Genomic DNA, 15,405 nt, shown 5'->3' with positions numbered 1-15,405 from the left:
CGCACGTGGAACAGATGCTCCAAGTTCGGCGCAAGGATGAAATTCACGCCGACCGCTGGCGTGGTTGCAGGTCTTATAGATAATTTCCTAAAAACTTGCCATACCCGAGAACGATCAAAATCTGACATTTTTTGACCCTGCCTGAAGCCGCCACGAAGAAAGAGCCGACGCATGCATCTCACCGCCGAAAATCTAGCTGCAAGGCGCGGTGAAGATCTCATTTTCGTTAACGTTTCCTTTCACTTGGCAGCAGGAGAAGCGCTTGTCCTGACCGGCAAAAATGGATCCGGAAAGTCCACTTTGCTGCGTGTTGCCGCCGGTCTTCTTAGGCCGGAAAAGGGCACGGTGATCTTCCACGACGAAGAGAGCCCGGAGGGCCGTCATCCCGGCGAGGTCAGCCACTACCTCGGCCATCGAAATGCGATGAAGAATGAACTTACGGTTGTGGAGAATCTGGATTTTTGGCGGAGCTTTCTCGGCAATGCCGACCTCTCCACGGAAGACGCCGCCGAGGCCGTCGGCCTTGCCGGAATCACTCATCTTCCCTTCGCCTATCTCTCCGCCGGCCAGCAGCGCCGATTCGCCTTCGCCAAGCTGCTGGTCGCCCACCGCCCCGTCTGGATCCTCGACGAACCGACCGCGGCATTGGACGCAAGCGCCGACCAGCTATTCGCAGGATTGATCGAAGCGCATCTGAGAAAGGGCGGCATCGTACTGGCGGCAACGCATCAGCCGCTGGGGCTGAAAAATGCGCAGGAATTGAAGATGACGGGCTTTGCCGGAGTGGATCAGGGGGTGTGGGGATGACCGCCCTTTTCCTCCGCGACCTCAAGCTCTCGATCCGCGCCGGCGGCGGCGCGCTGATCGGGGTGCTGTTCTTCCTGACCGTCGTCGCCGTCATCCCCTTCGGCGTCGGCCCGGATCTCAAGCTTCTCTCCCGCATCGGCCCCGCCATCGTCTGGATCGGCGCCCTGCTTGCCGGCCTTCTCGGCCTCGACCGCCTGTTCCAGGCCGAGCGGGACGATGGATCGCTCGACCTGATGCTGATGCAGGACACGCCGCTCGTTCTGACCGTGCTCGTCAAATGCTTCGCCCACTGGACGGCCACCAGCCTGCCGTTGGTCATCGCCTCGCCGCTGCTCGGCCTCTTCATGAACATGGACGAAACGGCGATCGGCGCGACCATGCTGACGCTGCTCGCCGGATCGCCGGCGATCACCTTCATCGGTGCTGTCGGCGCCGCCGTCGCCGTCGCCCTGCCCCGCGGCGGCCTGCTGGTCTCGATCCTCGTGCTGCCGTTGACCATCCCGGTGCTGATCTTCGGCGTCAGCGCCACCTATGCCGCGGTTGAGGAGCCCGCGCCGTTCCTTCCGCCCTTCCTCATCCTGATCGCGCTGACGCTCTTCTTCGCCGTCATCGGCCCGGCCGCCGCCGCGCTCGCGCTGCGAAACACGGCGGATTGATTGGCCTTTCGATTGCGGGAAAAGCCGGATCAAGATAAGGAAGCGGTCATGAGCGAAACGAGCCTTGCCATCAGCAAATTCAGCGACCTCGCCAACCCGACGCGGTTTCTGGCTCTGGCGGCGCGCGTCATTCCCTGGATGGCCGGTATCACCGCCCTCTGTTTTGCCGTGGGCCTTTATCTGAGCTTCGCCACCGAGGGGGACTACCAGCAGGGTGACACCGTACGCATCATGTATGTCCACGTCCCCTCGGCCTGGCTTTCGATGATGTGCTATACAGTGATGAGCATCTCCGCGATCGGCACGCTCGTCTGGCGCCATCCGCTCGCCGATGTCTCCGCCAAGGCCGCAGCGCCGCTCGGCGCCGCCTTCACCCTGCTCGCCCTCGTCACCGGCTCGCTCTGGGGCAAGCCGATGTGGGGCACCTGGTGGGTCTGGGATGCCAGGTTGACCTCCGTTTTCATCCTCTTCCTGATGTATCTAGGCCTGATTGCGCTCGGCCGCGCCATCGACGATCCATCGAAGGCCGCACGCGTCTCCGCCGTGCTCATCCTCGTCGGCTTCGTCAACATCCCGATCATCAAATTCTCGGTCGATTGGTGGAACACGCTGCATCAGCCGGCCAGCGTGATGCGCCTCGATGGGCCGGCAATCGATCCGGAATTTCTGCGTCCGCTCTTCGTCATGGCGATCGCTTTCACGCTGCTCTTCTTCACGCTGCACATTATGGCAATGAGAAACGAGATCTGGCGCCGCCGCATCGCCGCCCAGCGCCGTCTCGCCGCCCGCATGGCCAGCCGGGAGGAATAGGCCATGACGCATGCGTTCTATGTCTACGCATCCTACGGCTTTGCGGCACTCGTAGTGATCACCGTCATTGTATGGACTTGGGCCGACGGCCAGGCGCGCCGCAAGGAGCTCGCGGCCCTCGAAGCCGCCGGCATTCGCCGCCGCTCGGCGCGCGCAAGAGATGGCGAATGAGCGAGACACCTGAAACCAAGACCACCAAGCCGCGTGGATTTGCCAGCTATGCGCTGGCGCTTCTGCCGCTCCTCGTCTTCGGCGGCATTGCGGCGACGGCCGCCAAGATGCTCTACGACCAGGATTTCCACGGCAAGAACATCGCCGAAATCCCATCGGCCCTGATCGGCACCAAGGCGCCGTCGCTGAATCTTCCGCCGCTCGACGGGGCAAACCTGCCGGCGCTCACCGATGCGGCGATCAAGGGCAAGCTGACCCTCGTCAACGTTTTCGCCTCCTGGTGCCTTCCCTGCAGGGACGAACATCCGATCTTGAAGGAACTGGCGAAGGACGGTCGGCTCAACATCGTCGCCATCAATTACAAGGACAAGAACGACAACGCCCTGCGTTTCCTCGGCGAACTCGGAAACCCCTATCGGGCGATCGGCGTCGATCCGAACGGCAAGGCAGCGATCGACTGGGGTGTCTACGGTATCCCGGAAAGCTATCTGGTCGGCCCCGACGGCACCATCCTCTACAAGCGCGTCGGCCCCTTCGACGATATCAGCCTGAAGGAAGGACTGTTTCCGGCGATGGAAAAAGCTCTGGGGAAACCGGCTTCATAAGTATCATTCCGGGCAAGACCCCTCCCCAACCCCTCCCCACAAGGGGGAGGGGCTAACGCGCTGCGCCACCCCACGACAAACGTCAACGCTTCTGCGGATGAGACAGTGAAAGGGACAGCACTGGCGGGGCATCCAAGCCCCTCCCCCTTGTGGGGAGGGGTTGGGGAGGGGTTTTAGGCTCCACCCTGCCAGACCTTGATCGCCTCCACCGGCCAGATCAGCATCACCACGTTGAGCGTCAGATTATCGCGGATCACGTAGCCGGTGAAAATCTCGAAGAAGATGGCAATCGCCACAGTCAGCGCCACCGGCGCGCGCCAGGCGAAGAAGAAGCCGAGGCACATGAAGACGGTGTCCATCGCCGAATTCAGGATGCTGTCGCCGTAATAATCGAGCGCGATCGTCGCTGTCCGGTAGCGGTCGATGATGAGAGGCGAATTTTCCAGGAGTTCCCAGGCGGATTCGATGAACAGCGCCAGCAGCAGCTTTGCCGCCAGCGGCTTGCGGCGCAGGATCAGGTGGCCGAGCCCATAGAACAGGAAGCCGTGGATGATGTGCGACGGCGTGTACCAGTCCGACAGATGCTGCGAATTGCCGCTGGTATTGACCCCACCCTCCCACAGCTTGACGTAACCGCAGGCGCAGATCGGCACGCGGCCCATCAGATGTTCGGCGATAATTTGCGCGATGAGCACCGTGAAGCAGGCGGCCAGCCAAAAGGTCTGATGCCTTATCCGATAATCGGTGTCTGCAGCGCTCACTTTTCACCGCCCGGTTCGGGAGTAAGACTGTGCTTCAGCACCAGCGGCATCTGCGCCAGCGTGAAGATGATGGTGATCGGCATCGTGCCCCAGACCTTGAAGGCGACCCAGGTATCGTCTGAAAAATTGCGCCAGACCACTTCGTTCAGCACGGCGAGGAACAGGAAGAAGACGCCCCAGCGGATCGTCAGCTTGCGCCAGCCTTCGGCATCGAGCTGGAAGGCGGCGTTGAAGACGTAGCCGAGCAGCGACCTGCCGAAAGCGAGCCCGCCAAGCAGGGCGACCCCGAAGAGCGCATTGACGATGGTCGGCTTCATCTTGATGAAGGTCTCGTTCTGCAGCCAGATCGACAGCGACCCGAAGATGACGACGACGATGCCTGATACGAAGGGCATGATCGGCAGATGGCCGAGTACGACCTTGGAAACGAAAAGCGAAACGACCGTCGCCGCCATGAAGAGCGCGGTCGCGACGAAGAGCGGGCCACCCAGTTCGGAAAGGGCCGGAAATTTCTCCACCAGCCACTGGCCGCGCAGATTGGCGAAGAAGAAGATCATCAGCGGCCCGAGTTCCAGCGCCAGTTTCAGCATCGGATGATGGCGGTCGGCGGCGCTCGGGGTGATATCGCTTTCGGTGGTCATGCGTTCTTCGAACCTGCTATTTCTAAAAATTCGTTTCCCGACCGTCCCTTGCAGGCCTTCGGCGGCTTATCTGTGGCATCATTGGGGAAGCCCGGCAATGGCGTGGGCGAAATCCTCGGCCTCGAACGGCTCGAGATCGTCGACCCCCTCGCCGACACCGATGAAATAGACCGGCAGCTTGTGCTTGGCGGAGATCGCGACGAGAATCCCGCCGCGCGCCGTGCCGTCGAGCTTGGTCATGATCAGCCCGTTGACGCCGGCGACGTAGCGGAAGATCTCGACCTGGCTCAGCGCATTCTGCCCCGTCGTGGCGTCGAGCGTCTGTAGCACCGTATGGGGCGCATCGGGATCGAGTTTGCCGAGCACCCGCACGATCTTCTCGAGCTCGGCCATCAGCTCGGCCTTGTTCTGCAGGCGGCCTGCCGTATCGACGATCAGCACGTCGCATTTCTTCGCTTTCGCCTGTTCGAAGGCGTCATAGGCAAGACCGGCGGCATCGGCGCCGAGCTTGGTGCCGACGAATTCGGATTTGGTCCGCTCGGCCCAGATCTTCAACTGCTCGATCGCCGCCGCGCGGAATGTATCGCCGGCCGCCAGCATCACCTTCAGCCCGGCGCCCGAAAGCTTCGCCGCGAGCTTGCCGATCGTCGTGGTCTTGCCGGTGCCGTTGACGCCGACGACGAGGATGACATGCGGCTTGTGCGAGAGATCGAGCTGCAGCGGTTTGGCGACCGGCTTCAGAACCTTGGCGATCTCGGACGCCATGATCCGGCTGACATCCTCGCCGGTGACGTCCTTGCCGTAGCGCTCCGAAGCCAGCGTATCGGTGACGCGCAGCGCCGTCTCGACGCCGAGATCGGCCTGGATCAGCAGATCTTCGAGATCCTGCAGCGTCTCGTCGTCGAGCTTGCGCTTGGTGAAGAGCGCAGTGATCTGGTTGGTAAGCTGCGAGGAGGTGCGCGCCAGACCATTGCGCAGCCGCTGGAACCAGCTGAGTTTCGGCTGCGGCGAGATAGGCTGCGGTTCGGCGATCGCAGGGCCGGTGGCGAAGCCTTTGGGGAGGATGGGCTCAATGGCTGGAGCTGGCTCTATCGGCTCCGATGGCGGCAGGGGCGTTTCGACCGAAAGCTCGCGATCTGTGGCTTCCCCCCCTACCTTGCCGGGCATCCCCCCCACAGGTGGGGGGAAACTCGCGGCGATGTCTTCCGCCACATCGGCTGATTCATCCGAAGCAGCGGGCTCACTCTCCACATCTGCAGGCGCACTCTCCACATCTATTGACTGGCGAGCGGCATCCAACTGCTCAGTCCCCCCACCTGTGGGGGGGACGCCCGGCAGGGTAGGGGGGGTACCTTGCTCGGCTTCCGCCTCGGCCTCCAGTAGCGACAACGGCACGACGCCCATGTCGCCCAGATGATCGGCCGGCGGCAGAACTTCCGTTTCGGCTTCGACAGGTTCCGGCTCTACTGACGCTTCATCAATATCCGCCGCCGGTCCACCCGCCGTATCCATCTCCTCGGGAAGAACCGGATCATCGGCGACCGGCAGATCTTCGTCGCGCGAGCGCGGCTCGAGTTCCCTTTCCACGGCATCGGGCACGGGCTCTTCAGCTGGCTTGCCGAAGGTGAAGACCTTTTTGATGAAACTGAGCGCCATGAGAATTCCGTGAAAGTCAGGCCGCTGCGGCCGTCAATTGCATGTCGAGATGCTTGCCATTGTGGCCGGTGATGGTGGCCGGCACAAGTTCGCCGGGGCGGAGGCCGGCGGCTGCGACCAGTGTGAAGTTCTCCGTATGCGCCAGGCCGTTGTTTTCGACAAGCAGCCATTGCCGGGTTCCGACCATGCCGTCGAGATGGGACTGATGGAGCTTATGTCCAGTGGCGCGCAGCCGGGCAGCGCGATCCTTGACCAGCGACCGGTCGAGCTGCGGCATGCGGGCGGCCGGCGTGCCGGGACGCGGGCTGTAGGGGAAAACATGCAGATGCGCGATGCCGGCCTCTTCGGCGAGCCGCACGGCATTGCCGAACATCTCTTCCGTTTCCGTCGGGAAGCCGGCGATCATATCGGCGCCGAAGCTCATTTCGGGGCGCAGGCGGCGCGCATCCTCGATGAAGCGTAGCGCATCGGCGCGCGAATGCCGGCGCTTCATCCGCTTCAGGATCATGTCGTCGCCATGCTGCAGCGACAGATGCAGGTGCGGCATGAAGCGTGGCTCGTCGGCGATGAGGTCCATCAGATGGGCATCGGCCTCGATGCTGTCGATCGAGGAAAGCCTGAGACGGCGAATATCCGGGAGCTGTTTCAGCAGCGTCTTCGCCAGAAGGCCGAGGGTCGGCGCACCCGGCAGATCGCCGCCATAGCTGGTGGCGTCGACCCCGGTCAGGACGATCTCGCGATAGCCGCTGTCGGCGAGCTTGCGGGCCTGATCGACGACCGCTCCCATCGGCACGGAGCGGGAATTGCCGCGGCCATAGGGGATGATGCAGAAGGTGCAGCGGTGGTCGCAGCCGTTCTGCACCTGGATGAAGGCACGCACGTGGCCGTCGATGTGCCTGACCATCTGCGGCGCCGTCGCCTTGACGCTCATGATATCGTTGACGCGCAGCTTCTCCTGAGCCGAAACGCCGAAATCCGGCAGGCTGCGATAGGACGCGCTCGAAAGCTTCTCCTCATTGCCGAGCACGGCATCGACCTCTGCCATTTCGGCAAAGGTCTGTTTTTCCGTCTGCGCGGCGCAGCCGGTGACGATGATGCGGGCATGCGGATTGTCGCGCCGCGCCCGGCGGATCGCCTGGCGGGCCTGGCGCACGGCCTCGCCGGTCACCGCACAGGTATTGACCAGGACGGCGTTGTTGAGCCCGGCCTTCTCGGCCTGCGCCTTCATCACTTCGGATTCATATGTGTTGAGGCGGCAGCCGAAGGTAATGACCTCGATGCCGCTCACTGCGCCTCCGCCCCTCGGGTATCATCGCGCGACCAGAGGCCGGTCGAAGGATCGAGTCTGCCCGACCACTCCCATTCGGCCGGGCCGGTCATGATCACATGATCGTCGCGCTCGCGCCATTCGATCGAAAGTGTCGCCGGCGGTTTGGCGCTTGCGACATTGATCGTCACCGTGCGGCCGGTGCGGCCGGTGCGCGCGGCGCTGACGGCGGCGGAACAGGCGGCCGAACCGCAGGCAAGCGTCAATCCCGCGCCACGCTCCCATGTGCGCGTCGTCACGGATGTCGGCGAGGTCACCTGCGCCAAAGTGATGTTGGCGCGCTCGGGAAACATCGGATGGTTTTCCAGCAGCGGCCCGAAGCGGGCGAGATCATAGGACATCACGTCCCTGTCCACCCAGAAGATCGCATGCGGGTTGCCCATCGACATGGCGGAAGGCGAATGCAGCACCGGATTATCGATCGGGCCAATCTGCAGCTCGATGCGGCTGGTGTCGTGGAATTCTTCCGAGAGCGGGATCCTGTCCCAATCGAAGACCGGTTTGCCCATATCGACGGAGATCGTCCCGTCCTCGTGCTCGACGGCGTTGAGAATGCCGGCGACCGTCTGGAAGGTGAAGGCCTTTCGGCCGGTTTCGGCGGCAAGCGCCTGCACGACGCAGCGTGTGCCGTTACCGCAGGCCTGTGCCTTCGAACCATCGGAATTCAGGATATCGATGAAGGCATCGGTGCCGTCGGCCTTCGGATCATGGATCGCCATGATCTGATCGAACTCGGTCTCAGGATCGGCATTGAGCACGACCGCCGCCGCTGCCGTTACCTTATCCGGCCGGCCACGCATGTCGACGACCAGGATCTTGTTGCCAAGCCCGTTCATCCTCGCGAATTCGACCGTTGCGCTCATAGTATCATTCCGTCCGTGTTTCCGCTGTATATGGCGGAAATGCGAAGGAATTACCAGTGGGTGAGTACCGCGAGGGCGCTGCAGCCGGCTGAGCCCTGAAACCGTCCGGCTTCTACCGCTGCCCGCCTTCGGCTTCGAAAGACGCCGCATGCGCTTCGACGATGGCGGCGGTGATGACCTTTCTCAGCTCGTAGACCAGGGAGCGGGAGCGCTTGCGATCCAGATCCTGTGCCGCCTTTGCGAGACTAAGGCCTTCGTTCAGAACAATATGATGAGCCCGCGCCAGTGCCCAGCTCTCAATATCAGCATTGATCATTCTATATCTCCGCCGGATCATCCGGCATCAAGGATATTCACGAATCATTTTACAGGATGCACTTAAGTAGAAAGTAGAATCATAAGTGGAATATTTTGCAACTGGGCTCTATCGCGAATTGGGGCCGTCAGCCGGAATTTTTACTGTGAAATATACCCGAAAGGGCGTCCGAAACCTCCGCCGGGCGGTCATCCCACGCATTCGCCTTGACTTTCGCGCGGCTTTCCTGTTTATCGCGCCCAATCCGCGACGAGCCGCATGACTCCGAGCCGCCGACCGGGACCTGAGATCCCGGAGGTCAACACCCGACAGCGCGATGCGCCCTCGGGTGCTTTTTGGCTTTGCGTCTTGTTTTCGTCACGGAAAAGCACGACGTTTCCGGGCAGATCGAACCCGCCCGAAACGTATCAAGGAAGAGCCGATGTTTGAAAACCTCCAGGACCGTCTTGGATCCATTCTGAATGGACTGACAGGCCGTGGCGCGCTTTCGGAAGCCGATGTTTCCGCAGCGCTGCGCGAGGTTCGCCGTGCGCTGCTGGAGGCCGACGTCGCGCTCGACGTGGTGCGTTCCTTCACCGACCGCGTGCGTGAAAAGGCCGTCGGCGCCGAGATCCTGAAGTCGATCAAACCAGGCCAGATGGTGGTCAAGATCGTCCATGACGAACTGATCGAGATGCTGGGCGGCGAAGGCGTCGGCATCGACCTGCATGCGCCCGCTCCCGTCGTCGTCATGATGGTCGGCCTGCAGGGCTCGGGCAAGACGACGACGTCAGCCAAGATCGCCAATCGCCTGTCGACGCGCGAGAAGAAGAAAGTGCTGATGGCGTCGCTCGACACGCGCCGTCCGGCAGCCCAGGAGCAGCTTCGCCAGCTCGGCGCCCAGGCCAGCATCGACACGCTGCCGATCATCGCCGGCCAGTCGCCGACCGATATCGCCGCCCGTGCGGTGCAGGCGGCCAAGCTCGGCGGCCATGACGTCGTCATTCTCGACACCGCCGGCCGCACCCATATCGACGAACCCTTGATGGTCGAGATGGCCGACATCAAGAAGCGTTCGAACCCGCATGAAATCCTGCTGGTCGCCGACAGCTTGACCGGTCAGGATGCCGTCAACCTCGCCCGCAATTTCGACGAACGCGTCGGCATCACCGGCCTCGTGCTGACCCGCATGGACGGCGATGGCCGCGGCGGCGCCGCGCTTTCGATGCGCGCCGTCACCGGTAAGCCGATCAAGCTGATCGGCGTCGGCGAGAAGATGAGCGAGCTCGAGGAGTTCCATCCCCGCCGCATCGCCGACCGCATCCTCGGCATGGGCGACATCGTCTCGCTCGTTGAGCGCGCGGCGGAAAATATCGACGCCGAGAAGGCGGCCGCCATGGCCGCCAAGATGGCCAAGGGCAAGTTCGATCTCGACGATCTCGCCGACCAGCTGCGCCAGATGCAGAAGATGGGCGGCATGGGCGGCATCATGGGCATGATGCCCGGCATGGCAGGCATGAAGGACAAGATGGCCGCCGCCGGCCTCGACGACAAGCTTTTCGGCCGCCAGATCGCCATCATCCAGTCGATGACCAGGGCCGAGCGCGCCAATCCCGACCTGCTCAAGCATTCGCGCAAGAAGCGCATCGCCGCCGGCTCCGGCACCGATGCCGCCGCCATCAACAAGCTTCTGAAGATGCACCGCCAGATGGCCGACATGATGAAGATGATGGGCGGCAAGGGCAAAGGCGGCATGATGAAGCAGATGATGGGCGGCCTCGCCGGCAAGATGGGGCTTGGCGGCTTAGGCGGCATGGGCGGCGGCATGCCCGATCTCTCGAATATCGACCCGAAGCAGCTCGAAGCCCTGCAGAAGCAGGCCGAAGCGGCGGGGCTTGGAAAGCCGGGTGGGGGTATGCCCGGTCTCGGCGGTCTGCCGGGTGGTTTGCCGGGCCTCGGCGGCGCCAAGCTGCCGGGCCTCGGCGGTGGTTTCCCGGGATTGCCCGGTTTGCCGAAGAAGAAGTGAAAGGATCGTTTGCCCCATGATTGATCCAGACGTCAAAGCCCAGCTCGCGAGCTACCGTCAGTCGATCGACAACATCGACGCCGCTCTCGTGCACATGCTGGCCGAACGCTTCCGCTGCACCAAAGATGTCGGCGTGCTGAAGGCCAAATACAATCTGCCGCCGGCCGATCCGGCGCGCGAGGAATACCAGATCGAACGCCTTCGCCAGCTGGCGAAAGCGGCCAATCTGGACCCGGATTTCGCCGAGAAGTTCCTGAACTTCGTCATCAAGGAAGTCATCCGGCATCATGAGCAGATCGCTGCGGATCACGCTGAACAGAGCGCCGCAGCCCGATAACCATACCGCCTTACGAAGCGGTCAAGAAAAGCCTAAGGAGTAAAGAACATGGCACTGAAAATTCGTCTCGCCCGCGGTGGCTCCAAGAAGCGTCCGTACTACCACGTCGTTCTCGCCGATGCGCGCAGCCCGCGTGACGGCCGCTTCCTCGAAAACCTCGGTTCCTGGAACCCGATGCTCGCCAAGGACGACGAGAAGCGCGTTCAGCTGAACGCCGAGCGCATCAAGCACTGGATCGAAAACGGCGCCCAGCCGACCGACCGCGTTCTGCGCTTCCTTGATGAAGCCGGCGTTGCCAAGCGCGAAGCCAAGAACAACCCGGTCAAGGCAAAGCCCGGCAAGCGCGCCCAGGAACGTGCCGCTGAAAAGGCTCAGAAGGCCGCTGACGCCGCCGCTGCTGCTGCCGACGCCGCGGAATAATCGGGACCTTCCCCAATCGAGCGGGCGGCATGGCAACATGCCGCCCGTTTTCGTTTCCAATTACCCGCACTTCGTTTATGAGGAGCCTGTCTTTCCGGCTTCACATGAAGGAACCCATGACAAAGCTTGAAAACCCCGTTCTGATGGCGACGATCGGCGGCGCACAAGGCCTGCGCGGTGAAGTGCGCGCCAAGGCCTACACCGCCGATCCGACGGCGCTCGGCGATTACGGCCATCTGCACAGCATGGACGGACGCAGCTTCGAAATCCTCGAAATCCGCGAGATGAAGAATGTCGTCGTGGTCCGCTTCCGCGGCATCAACGACCGCAACGCCGCCGAGGCGCTGAACGGCCTGGAACTCTACATCGAGCGCGACAATCTGCCCGACGAGGAGCTGGAGGACGACGAGTTCTACTATGCCGATCTCGAAGGACTCGAGGCGCAGGACGATAAGGGCGTCAGCTATGGCACGGTCACCGGCGTCTTCGATTTCGGCGCCGGCGATCTTCTGGAACTCAAAGGTCCGGGAAAGCGCCCGGTGCTGATCCCCTTCTCGGAAGCCTCGGTGTTGGAGATCGACCTCGAAGCCGGCACATTGCTGATCGATCCGCTGGCGGCCGGTTTGATCGACGATCCCGAAGAACTGTCGAAATTCACCCCGGACAAGCCGAAAAAGAAGAAGTGATGGCTTTCCGGGCGAGCGTACTGACACTCTATCCGGAGATGTTTCCGGGACATCTGGGCTTTTCGCTCGCCGGCAAGGCGATGCAGCGCGGGCAATGGTCGCTGGACGCGGTGCAGATCCGCGATTTCGCCACCGACAAACATCGCACTGTCGACGACACCCCAGCCGGCGGCGGCGCCGGCATGGTGCTGAAACCCGATGTGCTCGCCCGCGCCATCGACAGTACCTGTCAAAACGATACCCGCCCGCGCCTGCTGATGAGCCCGCGTGGGCGGCCGCTGACGCAGCAGCGCGTGCGCGAACTGGCGGCGGGCGACGGCGTCGTCATCGTCTGCGGCCGCTTCGAGGGCGTCGACCAGCGGGTGATCGAAGCGCGGGGGCTGGAAGAGGTCTCGGTCGGCGACTACGTGCTGTCGGGCGGCGAACCGGCGGCGCTGATCGTGCTCGATGCGATCATCCGCATCCTGCCCGGCGTCATGGGCAACGATCTTTCCGGCCTGCACGAAAGCTTCGAAGGCGGACTGCTGGAACATCCGCATTATACGAGGCCGCAGGCGTGGGAAGGCCGGGACATCCCCTCCATCCTGACGTCGGGCAACCACGGCGCCATCGAGAAGTGGCGCCACGAGGAGGCGGTACGGCTGACGCGGGAGCGGCGGCCGGATCTCTTCGAAAAGGCCGAGCCTAAGAAAAACGGCTGATTCCACCCTCCCCTTTCACAAAAATGTCGTGCGAGGGATGACAAGCTCCGGCCTTTCGTGTATTGGCGCACGCGGAAATGGGGTTAGCCCCGTCTGCCAGCAAACAAAGAATGGCGAATCCGCTCCCGCCCCGAAGGGGCAAAATCCTGAGGCTCGCCCAAGGGATCAGTGCCGAGCGCTCTGGCTGTTTTAGAAGAACCAAAGGTTAAGACGATGAACATCATTCAGCAGCTTGAGGCCGAACAGGCCGCCAAGATCGAAGCCAAGCGCACCCTCCCCGAATTCTCCCCGGGCGATACCGTCCGCGTCAACGTGAAGGTCACGGAAGGCAACCGTACCCGCGTTCAGGCCTATGAAGGCGTCTGCATCGCCCGCTCCGGCGGCGGCCTGCAGGAAAACTTCACGGTTCGCAAGATCTCCTACGGCGAAGGCGTCGAGCGCGTATTCCCGGTCTATTCGCCGCTGATCGAAAGCGTCGACGTCGTCCGCCGCGGTAAGGTCCGTCGCGCCAAGCTCTATTACCTGCGCGACCGTCGCGGCAAGTCCGCCCGTATCGTTGAAGACACCGGCGTCCGCGCCCGCAAGCTCAACGACGCCGAGCGCGCGGCCGTTGCCGAGGAAAAGGCACGCATTGAAGCTGAAAAGGTCGCAGCCGCTCAGGCGCTCGCCGCCGAGAAGGCAGCAGCAGAAGCCGCCGAAGCCAAGGCCGCTGCTGAAGCAGCAGCCGCCGCCGCAGCGGAACCGACAGCAGAATAAGATCTGCGCCACGCAAACTTCTTCGCTTGAAGCAAAATTCTTTCGCTTGGAAAGGCGGCCTTCGGGTCGCCTTTTCTCTTTTTTGCGTCGGTGCGCCGCCGTCGGCCTTGCCTTCGGCAGGTCTTCCGTGACAATTTTCGCGTTCAATCCGGGAGCCATTCCATGCTGTTTCGTCGTACCGTTCTTGCGGGCTTTGCTGCCCTTGCGCTCGCTTCTTTAACCGTGTCGGCGGCCGAACTGCCCAATCTCGGCGGCAAGAGCGTCGTCGTCGTCACCGAGAATGCCTATCCGCCGCTGCAGTTCGTCGATCCGAAATCCGGCAAGGCAATCGGCTGGGAATATGATGCGATGAACGAGATCGCCAAGCGGCTGAACTTCAAGGTCGAATATCAGAACACCAGCTGGGACGCGATGATCCAGGCGGTCTCCGACGGCCAGTACAACATCGGCATGACCGGCATCACCATCAAGGACGACCGCAAGCAGAAGGTCGATTTCTCCGATCCCTATATGCGCTCGCAGCAGTTCATGCTGGTGCGCGGCGACGAGAAGCGCTTCACCGACGCCAAGAGCTTTGCCGCCTTCAACGACGGCCTGATCGGCGCCCAACCCGGCACCTCGCCTTTCTACACTGCCGCCTATGAAATCCTCGATGGCAACGAACAGAACCCGCGCATCAAGCTTTTCGAAACCTTCGGCGCCACCGTGCAGGCGCTGAAGACCGGCGACGTCGACCTCGTGCTGACCGACAGCGTCGCGGCCAAGGGCTATGTCGATTCCTCGAACGGCGGGCTGAAGGTGGTCGGCGAAGCGCTCGGCACCGAGGATTTCGGCTTCATCTTCCCGAAGGGGTCCGATCTCGTCGCTCCGGTCAATGCCGCTATCGCAGCGCTGAAGGCGGACGGCACCTTTGATGCGCTGAACAAGAAGTGGTTCCTCGACTACAAGATGGGCGAATAACCCCGAGCGATCGCAGATGGCGCCACAACCATCCCTGCGACATGAGAAGGACGACCGTCCCTGGTGGCTGGCCGTCCTTGTTCTGATCGGTCTCGTTCTCGCCGTCGTTATCATCACCAACGACATTTACACCCAGGTCTTCCGGACCGTGGTGAATGGCGCCGGCATCACCGTGTTCGTGACGCTCGTCGCCTTCATACTGGCGACAGTGCTTGGTCTCGGCATCGCGCTGCTCGGCCTGGCCGACAGCATCGTGCTGCGCCAGATCGCCCGCTTCTATATCGAGATCATCCGCGGCATCCCGATCCTGGTGCTGCTCTTCTACATCGCTTTCGTCGGCGCGCCGGGTCTTGTCACGGCCTATAACATCATCATCACGCCACTGGTGAAGAGCGGCGTCGCCGAACCGATCCTCGTGCGCGACCTGTCGCTGATGTGGCGCGCCATCATCGCGCTGATGATCGGCTATTCCTCCTTCATTGCCGAGATCTTCCGCGCCGGCTTCCAGTCGGTCGATATCGGCCAGATCGAGGCGGCCAAATCGCTCGGCCTGTCGCGCTACCGCCGCTTCCGGCTCGTCGTCTTCCCGCAGGCGATCCGGGTCATCTTCCCGCCGCTCTCCAACGACTTCGTCTCGATGGTGAAGGATTCGTCTCTTGTCTCGGTTCTCGGCGTGGCCGACATTACCCAGATGGGCAAGGTCTACGCCTCCGGCTCCTTCCGCTTCTTCGAGACCTATTCGATCGTCACCTATATCTACCTGATCCTGACGATCGGCCTGTCGCTGGCGCTGCGGCGCATTGAAAAGAAGATGAAGCAGAAGCCGCGCTGAGCCACAGCACGATTCGAATTGCCGTTTCGTTCAAAAATCGCTATATGCGGGCGATGGAATCCAAGTTCAGATGCACTGGCGCGCATATTTTCGTG

Annotated in this window: 19 protein-coding genes; 13 read left to right on the top strand and 6 right to left on the bottom strand. The window is 62.4% G+C overall.

The genetic code is table 11. The features are described from left to right. Window positions 1-171: 171 nt before the first annotated feature. From ccmA to CO671_RS10860, 5 genes are read left to right on the top strand one after another with little or no spacing between them, the layout of a single operon-like run. The gene (gene ccmA / locus CO671_RS10880) at window positions 172-807 is read left to right on the top strand and encodes a heme ABC exporter ATP-binding protein CcmA (RefSeq protein WP_097605915.1); all 636 of its coding nucleotides are present in this window, start codon (window positions 172-174) and stop codon (window positions 805-807) included. Continuing rightward, window positions 804-1,463, top strand: a complete 660-nt coding sequence (ccmB, locus tag CO671_RS10875; RefSeq protein ID WP_097605914.1) for a heme exporter protein CcmB — start codon at window positions 804-806, stop codon at window positions 1,461-1,463. Before ccmA ends, ccmB begins: the two co-directional genes overlap by 4 nt. 48 nt (window positions 1,464-1,511) lie before the next feature. Then, on the top strand, window positions 1,512-2,273 hold the full coding sequence (locus CO671_RS10870) for a heme ABC transporter permease (RefSeq protein ID WP_097606001.1): 762 nt from the start codon (window positions 1,512-1,514) through the stop codon (window positions 2,271-2,273). Between the two features lie 3 nt (window positions 2,274-2,276). Continuing rightward, on the top strand, window positions 2,277-2,444 hold the full coding sequence (gene ccmD / locus CO671_RS10865; RefSeq protein WP_010028274.1) for a heme exporter protein CcmD: 168 nt from the start codon (window positions 2,277-2,279) through the stop codon (window positions 2,442-2,444). After that, window positions 2,441-3,049: a DsbE family thiol:disulfide interchange protein gene (locus CO671_RS10860; protein WP_097605913.1), complete on the top strand. Its 609-nt coding sequence runs from the start codon at window positions 2,441-2,443 to the stop codon at window positions 3,047-3,049. The genes ccmD and CO671_RS10860 overlap by 4 nt, the downstream gene beginning before the upstream one ends. A 173-nt stretch (window positions 3,050-3,222) precedes the next feature. Here the strand turns inward: CO671_RS10860 and CO671_RS10855 are convergent, their stop codons facing one another. From CO671_RS10855 to CO671_RS10830, 6 genes are all read right to left on the bottom strand, one after another. After that, a complete protein-coding gene (locus CO671_RS10855) occupies window positions 3,223-3,810 on the bottom strand; it encodes a DUF2585 domain-containing protein (protein ID WP_097605912.1) in 588 nt (195 codons plus the stop codon). Next, window positions 3,807-4,451: a septation protein A gene (locus CO671_RS10850; protein ID WP_097605911.1), complete on the bottom strand. Its 645-nt coding sequence runs from the start codon at window positions 4,449-4,451 to the stop codon at window positions 3,807-3,809. The genes CO671_RS10855 and CO671_RS10850 overlap by 4 nt, the downstream gene beginning before the upstream one ends. A 78-nt stretch (window positions 4,452-4,529) precedes the next feature. After that, entirely contained in the window at window positions 4,530-6,107 is a 1,578-nt protein-coding gene (gene ftsY / locus CO671_RS10845) for a signal recognition particle-docking protein FtsY (RefSeq protein ID WP_097605910.1), read from the bottom strand. Between the two features lie 16 nt (window positions 6,108-6,123). Beyond that, complete coding sequence (gene mtaB / locus CO671_RS10840; protein WP_097605909.1) at window positions 6,124-7,395, bottom strand: tRNA (N(6)-L-threonylcarbamoyladenosine(37)-C(2))-methylthiotransferase MtaB; 1,272 nt, start codon at window positions 7,393-7,395, stop codon at window positions 6,124-6,126. Continuing rightward, window positions 7,392-8,297 (bottom strand): diaminopimelate epimerase, encoded by a 906-nt coding sequence (dapF, locus tag CO671_RS10835; RefSeq protein WP_097605908.1) that lies wholly within the window; start codon window positions 8,295-8,297, stop codon window positions 7,392-7,394. The genes mtaB and dapF overlap by 4 nt, the downstream gene beginning before the upstream one ends. 112 nt (window positions 8,298-8,409) lie before the next feature. Continuing rightward, on the bottom strand, window positions 8,410-8,634 hold the full coding sequence (locus tag CO671_RS10830; RefSeq protein WP_097605907.1) for a hypothetical protein: 225 nt from the start codon (window positions 8,632-8,634) through the stop codon (window positions 8,410-8,412). Window positions 8,635-9,034: 400 nt separating this feature from the next. Here CO671_RS10830 and ffh point away from each other — a divergent pair, with 400 nt between their 5' ends. From ffh to CO671_RS10785, 8 genes are all read left to right on the top strand, one after another. Further along, on the top strand, window positions 9,035-10,618 hold the full coding sequence (ffh, locus tag CO671_RS10820) for a signal recognition particle protein (RefSeq protein ID WP_097605906.1): 1,584 nt from the start codon (window positions 9,035-9,037) through the stop codon (window positions 10,616-10,618). A gap of 16 nt (window positions 10,619-10,634) precedes the next feature. Continuing rightward, entirely contained in the window at window positions 10,635-10,955 is a 321-nt protein-coding gene (locus tag CO671_RS10815; protein ID WP_097605905.1) for a chorismate mutase, read from the top strand. 48 nt (window positions 10,956-11,003) lie between these two features. Next, window positions 11,004-11,375: a 30S ribosomal protein S16 gene (gene rpsP / locus CO671_RS10810; RefSeq protein WP_009994363.1), complete on the top strand. Its 372-nt coding sequence runs from the start codon at window positions 11,004-11,006 to the stop codon at window positions 11,373-11,375. Window positions 11,376-11,491: 116 nt separating this feature from the next. After that, window positions 11,492-12,061, top strand: a complete 570-nt coding sequence (gene rimM / locus CO671_RS10805) for a ribosome maturation factor RimM (RefSeq protein WP_097606000.1) — start codon at window positions 11,492-11,494, stop codon at window positions 12,059-12,061. Continuing rightward, entirely contained in the window at window positions 12,061-12,762 is a 702-nt protein-coding gene (gene trmD, locus CO671_RS10800; protein WP_097605904.1) for a tRNA (guanosine(37)-N1)-methyltransferase TrmD, read from the top strand. The genes rimM and trmD overlap by 1 nt, the downstream gene beginning before the upstream one ends. Before the next feature lie 213 nt (window positions 12,763-12,975). Continuing rightward, the gene (gene rplS / locus CO671_RS10795; RefSeq protein ID WP_097605903.1) at window positions 12,976-13,518 is read left to right on the top strand and encodes a 50S ribosomal protein L19; all 543 of its coding nucleotides are present in this window, start codon (window positions 12,976-12,978) and stop codon (window positions 13,516-13,518) included. A gap of 162 nt (window positions 13,519-13,680) precedes the next feature. Continuing rightward, entirely contained in the window at window positions 13,681-14,478 is a 798-nt protein-coding gene (locus CO671_RS10790; protein WP_097605902.1) for a transporter substrate-binding domain-containing protein, read from the top strand. Window positions 14,479-14,494: 16 nt separating this feature from the next. Next, complete coding sequence (locus CO671_RS10785) at window positions 14,495-15,310, top strand: amino acid ABC transporter permease (RefSeq protein WP_097605901.1); 816 nt, start codon at window positions 14,495-14,497, stop codon at window positions 15,308-15,310. The last annotated feature ends 95 nt before the right edge of the window (window positions 15,311-15,405 follow it).

Origin of the sequence: Rhizobium sp. M10 (assembly GCF_002531955.1) — a bacterium.
GTDB classification, from domain to species: Bacteria; Pseudomonadota; Alphaproteobacteria; order Rhizobiales; family Rhizobiaceae; genus Rhizobium; species Rhizobium etli_C.
Note: the sequence above shows the minus strand (reverse complement) of the source record. Positions and strands in the feature narration are given on the sequence as shown.